This window comes from Polaromonas sp., assembly GCF_018780625.1.
Taxonomy (GTDB): domain Bacteria; phylum Pseudomonadota; class Gammaproteobacteria; order Burkholderiales; family Burkholderiaceae_C; genus Polaromonas.
The window spans coordinates 1-6,335 of the sequence record NZ_JADMJK010000190.1 but is presented as its reverse complement, the minus strand read 5'-3'; the positions used below and the strand labels follow the sequence as shown (position 1 = coordinate 6,335).

Here is a 6,335-nt window from a genome sequence, read left to right as displayed (position 1 = left end):
GCAGCAAATTGAGGCATAGGGTTCACCAGCGGGCGCCAAAGGTCTGGCGCAGTTCATTGATTTGGATTTCGGTCAGGGGCTCGGGCACAGAGGTGCTGAGACTGACCAGCCGGGCGGTTTCTTCAAGCTCTTCGAGCGTGGCCATGGCGGCAGCAGGCGAGTCGTGCCAGACGTTGGGGCCGAGCCGCGCCAGCATGACGGCACGGATCGGCGTGCCGGCTTCGCCATAGCGCGAAATAGCCTGCGCCACCAGTTGCGCCGTCTCGGGCGCGCCGGGGCGGTGGTAGGCCATCACCGGTACATGGCCGACTTTCATCACAAAGTAGGGCGTCACGGCGGGCAGCAGTTCCTCGCTGCCAGGCCGCAAAGTCAGCGCCACGCAGTGCGTGCTGTGGGTGTGGATCACACACCGTGTTTTTGAATCAAATTGGCTTGCAGCCCTGTAGATATGGGCATGAAGCGCTATTGTTTTACTAGCGCTGTCACCACTGATTTGCCGGACTTGATCGTCCAGCCGCGCCAGCCGGGCCGGATCGAGAAAGCCCAGACAGGCATCGGTGGGCGTGATCAGGAAGCCGCCGCCTTCCGATGCATCGAGCCGCACGCTGATGTTGCCGGCCGTGGCATGCACGTAGCCGCGCTCGAACAGGCTGCGGCCAACACGGCAGATTTCTTCGCGGGCTTGTGTCTCGGTCATGCCAGCATCGCAAAAGCTTTGCTGAAGAAATCGTCGGCACCAAAATTGCCAGACTTCAGCGTCAGGTGCAGGCCGCCATCAGGCGCAGCATCGGTTTGCGCATGGCACCAGGGCACACCGGGATCGATTTGCAGGCCGATCTTCATTTGCGTGATGTTCAAGGCCTGCACGCAAGCGCCTGAGGTTTCCCCGCCGGCCACCACCAGCTGGCGCACGCCCAGCGTCACCAGGCCGCGGGCAATGGCGGCCAATGTGCGCTCGACCAGCGCGCCGGCCTCCTCCACGCCAAGCTGGCCCTGCACCGACTTGACGGCAATCGAATCGGCGGTCGAATAAATCAGCACCGGCCCCTGGCCCAGCAGGGGTTCAGCCCAGGCCAGCGCCTGCCGGGCCACATCGACCCCGGCAGCGATCTGCAAGGCATCAATCGCCAGCGCCGGACGGCCCGCCTCGATGAAGGCCGCTACCTGGCGGTTGGTTGCCAGCGAGCAACTGCCGGACACGACGGCCTGCAAGCCAGTGGCTGCGGGCAACGCGCTGGCCGTGTTGGACGGCGCAATGCCGAAATTGGCAGGCAGGCCAATCGCAACGCCCGAGCCCGCCGTCACCAGCGGCATGCCCTTGAGCGCCGGGCCTAGCCGCAGCAAGTCGTCGTTGGAGATGGCATCGACGATGGCCAGGCCGACGCCCTGGGCGCGCAGCTGGTCGATGCGCGCACGAATCGCAGCCTCGCCCTGCGCCACCACCTTGTAGTCGATCAGCCCCACCTTGCGGCGACATTGCGCCTGCAGCACGCGCACCAGGTTGGCGTCCGTCATGGGCGTGAGCGGGTGGTTCTGCATGCCGCTTTCATTAAGCAATACGTCGCCCACGAACAGATGGCCCTTGAAGACCGTGCGCTGGTTGTCGGGAAAAGCGGGCGTGGCGATGGTGAAGTCAGCCCCTGGCAGGTCCGCCAGCGCCTCCATCAGCGCCTCGGCCACCGGTCCGATATTGCCTTGTGCCGTGCTGTCAAAGGTGGAGCAATACTTGAAATAGATTTGCTGCGCGCCCTGCGCCTGAAGCCAGCGCAGCGCGTCCAGCGACTGGGTAATCGCTTCATCGACCGGCAAGGTGCGCGACTTGAGCGCCACCACCACGGCATCGGCATCGGTGTCCAACGGCTGGCCGGGCACACCCATGGCCTGCACCACGCGCATGCCTGCGCGCACCAGGTTGTTGGCCAGATCCGTCGCGCCGGTGAAGTCGTCAGCGATGCAGCCTAATAACAGTGCCCCCACGCTTGCCACTTCGTGTGCTGCGCTGCCCCCCAAGGGGGCGGAGCTTGCTTGGGGCGGCCCTGCGCTGCGCTCGTCGGTACTCATGGCTTCCTGGGCAACTCAATGCCGGGGAATATCTTGATGACCGCGCTGTCGTCCTCGCGGGCAAAGCCTGCGGTGGACGCCTGCATGAACATCTGGTGCGCGGTACTGGACAGCGGCAGCGGAAACTTGCTGGCGCGGGCCATGTCCAGCACCAGCCCCAGGTCCTTCACAAAAATGTCCACGGCCGACAGCGGCGTGTAGTCGGCCGCCAGCACATGGGCCATGCGGTTCTCGAACATCCAGCTGTTGCCCGCACTGTGGGTGATGACCTCATACAAGGCCGCCGGGTCCACGCCTTCGCGCAGGCCCAGGGCCATCGCCTCGGCCGCAGCAGCAATGTGCACGCCGGCCAGCAACTGGTTGATGATCTTGACCTTGCTGCCTGCGCCAGCCTGGTCGCCCAGCCGGTAGACCTTGGCCGCCATCGCATCGAGCAGCGCGCCGGCCACCGCGTAGGCTTCGGGCCGACCGGACGTCATCATGGTCATTTCGCCGCTGCTGGCCTTGGCAGCGCCGCCCGAAATCGGGGCGTCGATGTAGAGGATGCCCAGCGCCGCCAGCCGTGCCTCCAGCGCCATCGACCAGCCCGGGTCCACGGTCGAGCACATCACGAACACACTGCCTGGCTTCATGGCGGCGGCGCAGCCATCCACGCCAAAGAGCAGGTTTTCGGTTTGCGCGGCATTGACGACCACCGACACAATCACATCGCACCGCGCAGCCAGTTCGGCGGGCGATGCGCAAGCCACGCCGCCCTCTGCCGCAAAGGCCTGAGCGACCTCAGTGCGAATATCAAATACATGCACATGGCGGCCAGCGCGGCGCAGTGAGCCCGCCATACCGCTACCCATGGCCCCCAGGCCGATTACCCCTACGTTAGATGTCATTGCTTGGCTACTTTCAATTAAGAATCAGTCCAGCAGCACAGTGCCTGACCGGACCCATATTTTATATGGTTATCATACAAATTCAGAGTGAACTCCATGCCTGGATTTACCCGATACCCCACACGCAAGGCCATGCTTCACAAGCGTCGGCCAGTCAACGCCGCAGAGCCAGGCCGGAGACCAGGGGCCGCGCCAACTGCACACCCGCCTGTTGCCAAAATGCCGGGTCGGCCTGCTCAATGCGCAGGATGGCGTTATCCATATGCCGCGCAGCGGCCTTGCGTGCCGCGGTTGCGTCACCTGCTTCAATGGCGCGAAAAATCTTGTCATGCTCGTCGCGCACCTGCCGTGCAAAGTCTGCTCGCCGCGCTTCATTGGCGCGCGTGACGCGGGTCGCACCCTGCAGAAACTGGCCCAGGTATTCGAGCGTGCCAATGAGAAAAGGATTGCGCGCAGCCTCCGCAATGGCACGGTGGTATTGAACGTCCTCTTCCACACCGTCGCCACCGGCTTGCACGGCCTTGTCGAGCGCTGCAATGGACTGCCGGATGCGTTTGATATCGCTCAGAGTTCGCCGCTGCGCCGCCAGCCCCGCCACCTCGGCCTCTAGCGCGCGACGCACCTCGACCATCTGGATCACCGCCTGTTTCGAGACCGCAGACTTGGCATCAAAGTTGAGCGGCGAAAAGCCCAATTCCTTGACATACACGCCGCTGCCTTGCCGCGAATCGACCAGCCCCAGCGACTTGAGCCGCGAGACGGCTTCCCTGACCACCGTGCGACTCACCGAGAACTGCTCCACCAGCGCAGCTTCTGTCGGCAGCTTGTCGCCCACAGCCAGGCGGCCCGCCCGGATCTCGGCTGTGAGCACATCCGCTACTTGATCCGAGAGGCAGGCACCGGGTGTGATGGACTTGAACTGAATTGTCATGGAAGGACTGGAAAGTGATGACCCACTCTATTTGGCGTAAACCAGATCGCGCAGCCCCAGTGAGATCCACGGCACATAGGAGATGATCATCAGGCAGGCCACGATCACCAGCACGAAGGGGATCAGGTCCTTGATCATGCGGTCGAGTGAGATGCGCGCCACGGTGCAAGCGGCGAACAGGTTGACACCAAACGGCGGCGTAATCATGCCCAGCGCGAGGTTCACCACCATGACCAGGCCAAAATGGATCGGGTCGATGCCAAAGTGCACGGCCACCGGGGCCAGGATCGGGGCCAGCACAATGATGGCGGCACCGGTCTCGATGAACATGCCAATCAGGAACAGCGCGGCGTTGACGCCCAACAGGAAGTAGGCAGGGGATTTCAGCACATCCTGCAGCCAGATGCCAATCGCCTCCGGCACGCCAGCACGCGTGATCAGGAACGCAAACAGCCCGGCGTTGGCAATGATGAACATGATCACCGCCGACGACAGCACCGACTTGCGCAGGATGAGGTAGAGGTCAGGCAACTTGATCTCGCGGTAGATCAGCACACCCACGGCCAGGGCGTAGAACACCGCCACCGCCGAGGCCTCGGTCGGGGTGAAAATGCCGCCGTAAATGCCGCCCAGAATAATGACCGGCATCAGCAACGCCCAACCGGCCCGCAAGGTGGCCTTCCCGACCGACAGGCGATCGTCGCCGTCGTTCTTGCCCCAGCCCTTGAACTTGCAGTAAACCCAGACAAACAGCATCAGCGCCGCGCTGATGAGAAGGCCGGGCCCGAAGCCGGCAATGAACATTTCGCCAATGGAAACTTCAGCACTGACGGCATACAGGATCATCGGGATCGAGGGCGGGATGATGACGCCGAGTTCGGCACTGGTAGCCTGCAGTGACGCGGCCCAAGTGGTCGGGTAGCCGTGTTTGATCAGCGCTGGAATCAGGATGGTGCCAATGGCAAACGTGGTGGCCACCGAGGAGCCGGACACTGACGCAAAAATCATGCAGGTAAGCACACAGGTCATCGGCAGGCCGCCCTGCACGCCACCCACCAGGCTCTTGGCAAAATCAACCAGCCGGCGCGAAATGCCACCGGATTCCATGACGTTGCCGGCCAGGATAAAAAACGGGATGGCGGCCAGCGGGAATTTGTTGATGGCGTTGAACATCTCCTTGACGGAGATCAGCATGTTCGCATCAGCAATATAAATGCCAAAGATGGACGCCAGGCCGATGGACACGGCCACCGAAACGGTGAGGGCAAAACACAGCACCATCGTGCTTAACATGACGGCGGTCATACTGCAGTCTCCAATTCAAGACGCTGGGTATCCAGCAAATTAGCGATGATGCCGATCAGGCTGAACACGCCACCCACCGGCATGGCCAGATAGGCCCAGAACATCGACACCGATTCCAGTCCGCTCATGGTTTGCACCTTGCCGCGGACGGCATAGTCCCAGCCCCACCAGATGATGATGGCGATCAGCCCGATGGCGGCAAGACACACGACCCAGTCGAGCAAACGGCGCAGGCGCGGCGGGCTCCAGCGGTAAAGCACATCCACGCTCACCATGGCACCCTGGCGAAACGCCGTCGGAATGCCCAGAAACACCATCCAGATCAGGCTGAAACGAATCAGCACTTCGGTCCATTCAGCGGGCAGTTCCAGCACGAAGCGGGTGATGATCTGGAACATGCCGAGACTGGCCGCTAGCAGCAGCATGGCACAGGCCGCATACAAGGAGAAGCCGCTGGTCCAGCGCTCCAAGCGGAGAAATTTTTCTTTCATTGCAATATCAGCCTGAAATGGAAAGTTGTAAAAAAACACCCGAAAGCTTGCGCGCTTCGGGTGTTGGCAGCCAGAAAACCAGCAGCAATTACTTGTAGTTGCGGATCTTGTCCATATTGGCTTTGCCGAACTGCTTTTCGAAATCAGCGTACACCGGTGCGAGCGCAGCCACGAACTTGGTTTTGTCCAGGGTCTCGACCACATTCATGCCCTTGCCACGCAGGTAAGTCACGCCCATGGCATCGTCGGCGTCAACCCGGGCCCGGTTGGCCTTGACGGCTACCTTGGCGGCTTCCAGGAAGACCTTCTGGTCAGCCGGGCTGAGCTTGTCGAACGCGGCCTTGTTCATCAAAAAGATGGCGGGCGAATAGACGTGGCCGGTCAGTGACACGTGCTTTTGCACCTGGTCCAGTTTGGCCGCCATGATCACGGACAAGGGGTTTTCCTGGCCGTCGACCGTGCCTTGCTGCAGCGCGGTGAACACCTCTTGCATCGCCATCGGTGTGGTCACAATGCCCAGGCCCTTGTAGGCGGCTACGTGCACCGGGTTTTCCATGGTACGAATCTTCAGGCCCTTGAGGTCATCCGGCGCGTTGATGGCGCGTTTGTTGTTGGTCATGTTGCGCATGCCGTTCTCGCCCCAGGCCAAGGCCTTGAAGC

General features: G+C 62.1%; 7 protein-coding genes. All 7 read right to left on the bottom strand.

Translation table 11 applies throughout. The annotated features are described in order from the left end of the window. Positions 1–22: 22 nt before the first annotated feature. Positions 23–697 carry an aldolase gene (locus IV091_RS14575; protein ID WP_293469952.1) on the bottom strand — a complete coding sequence of 225 codons (675 nt, stop codon included), beginning with the start codon at positions 695–697 and terminating at the stop codon, positions 23–25. Then, positions 694–1,977: a 3-oxo-tetronate kinase gene (otnK, locus tag IV091_RS14570; protein ID WP_293469954.1), complete on the bottom strand. Its 1,284-nt coding sequence runs from the start codon at positions 1,975–1,977 to the stop codon at positions 694–696. The genes IV091_RS14575 and otnK overlap by 4 nt, the downstream gene beginning before the upstream one ends. 80 nt (positions 1,978–2,057) lie before the next feature. Beyond that, the gene (gene ltnD, locus IV091_RS14565; RefSeq protein ID WP_293469950.1) at positions 2,058–2,948 is read right to left on the bottom strand and encodes an L-threonate dehydrogenase; all 891 of its coding nucleotides are present in this window, start codon (positions 2,946–2,948) and stop codon (positions 2,058–2,060) included. Positions 2,949–3,102: 154 nt separating this feature from the next. Then, positions 3,103–3,879 carry a FadR/GntR family transcriptional regulator gene (locus IV091_RS14560; protein ID WP_293469948.1) on the bottom strand — a complete coding sequence of 259 codons (777 nt, stop codon included), beginning with the start codon at positions 3,877–3,879 and terminating at the stop codon, positions 3,103–3,105. Positions 3,880–3,906: 27 nt separating this feature from the next. Then, entirely contained in the window at positions 3,907–5,184 is a 1,278-nt protein-coding gene (locus tag IV091_RS14555) for a TRAP transporter large permease (protein WP_293469946.1), read from the bottom strand. Continuing rightward, positions 5,181–5,675 (bottom strand): TRAP transporter small permease, encoded by a 495-nt coding sequence (locus tag IV091_RS14550; RefSeq protein ID WP_293469944.1) that lies wholly within the window; start codon positions 5,673–5,675, stop codon positions 5,181–5,183. Before IV091_RS14550 ends, IV091_RS14555 begins: the two co-directional genes overlap by 4 nt. Positions 5,676–5,763: 88 nt before the next feature. Beyond that, the coding region (gene dctP / locus IV091_RS14545) for a TRAP transporter substrate-binding protein DctP (protein ID WP_293469942.1) at positions 5,764–6,335 on the bottom strand (572 nt) is incomplete at its 5' end.

What these genes read in the sequence shown, in the direction of transcription:
- IV091_RS14560 (WP_293469948.1), bottom strand. Translation starts at nt 3,879, where the DNA reads ATGACAATTCAGTTCAAGTCCATCACACCCGGTGCCTGCCTCTCGGAT.
- IV091_RS14575 (WP_293469952.1), bottom strand. Translation starts at nt 697, where the DNA reads ATGACCGAGACACAAGCCCGCGAAGAAATCTGCCGTGTTGGCCGCAGC.
- IV091_RS14555 (WP_293469946.1), bottom strand. Translation starts at nt 5,184, where the DNA reads ATGACCGCCGTCATGTTAAGCACGATGGTGCTGTGTTTTGCCCTCACC.
- IV091_RS14550 (WP_293469944.1), bottom strand. Translation starts at nt 5,675, where the DNA reads ATGAAAGAAAAATTTCTCCGCTTGGAGCGCTGGACCAGCGGCTTCTCC.
- ltnD (WP_293469950.1), bottom strand. Translation starts at nt 2,948, where the DNA reads ATGACATCTAACGTAGGGGTAATCGGCCTGGGGGCCATGGGTAGCGGT.